Origin of the sequence: Halomonas sp. ND22Bw (assembly GCF_003011945.1) — a bacterium.
GTDB lineage: Bacteria > Pseudomonadota > Gammaproteobacteria > Pseudomonadales > Halomonadaceae > Halomonas > Halomonas halophila.
Map to the genome: position 1 here is coordinate 1 of NZ_PXWD01001153.1, position 261 is coordinate 261.

The 261-nt window shown below is 73.6% G+C and carries 1 pseudogene; it reads left to right on the forward strand.

Annotated elements, in window-relative coordinates:
* Positions 1–261: pseudogene (locus tag CVH10_RS21785) on the forward strand (glycoside hydrolase family 3 protein); the annotation flags it as partial.

Here is a 261-nt window from a genome sequence, read left to right on the forward strand (position 1 = left end):
GAGGCCGTGCGCCGCATCCTGCGGGTCAAGGTCAAGACCGGCCTGTTCAACGACGCCCGCCCGGTCGAGGGTCATCTGAACGAACTGGGCTCGCCCGCCCACCGCGCCCTGGCCCGCGAGGCGGTGCGCAAGTCGCTGGTGCTGTTGAAGAACGAGGGCTCGGTCCTGCCGATCCGGGCGGGCGCGCGGGTGCTGGTCGCGGGCCACGCCGACGACATCGGCCAGGCCTCGGGCGGCTGGACCCTGACGTGGCAGGGCACG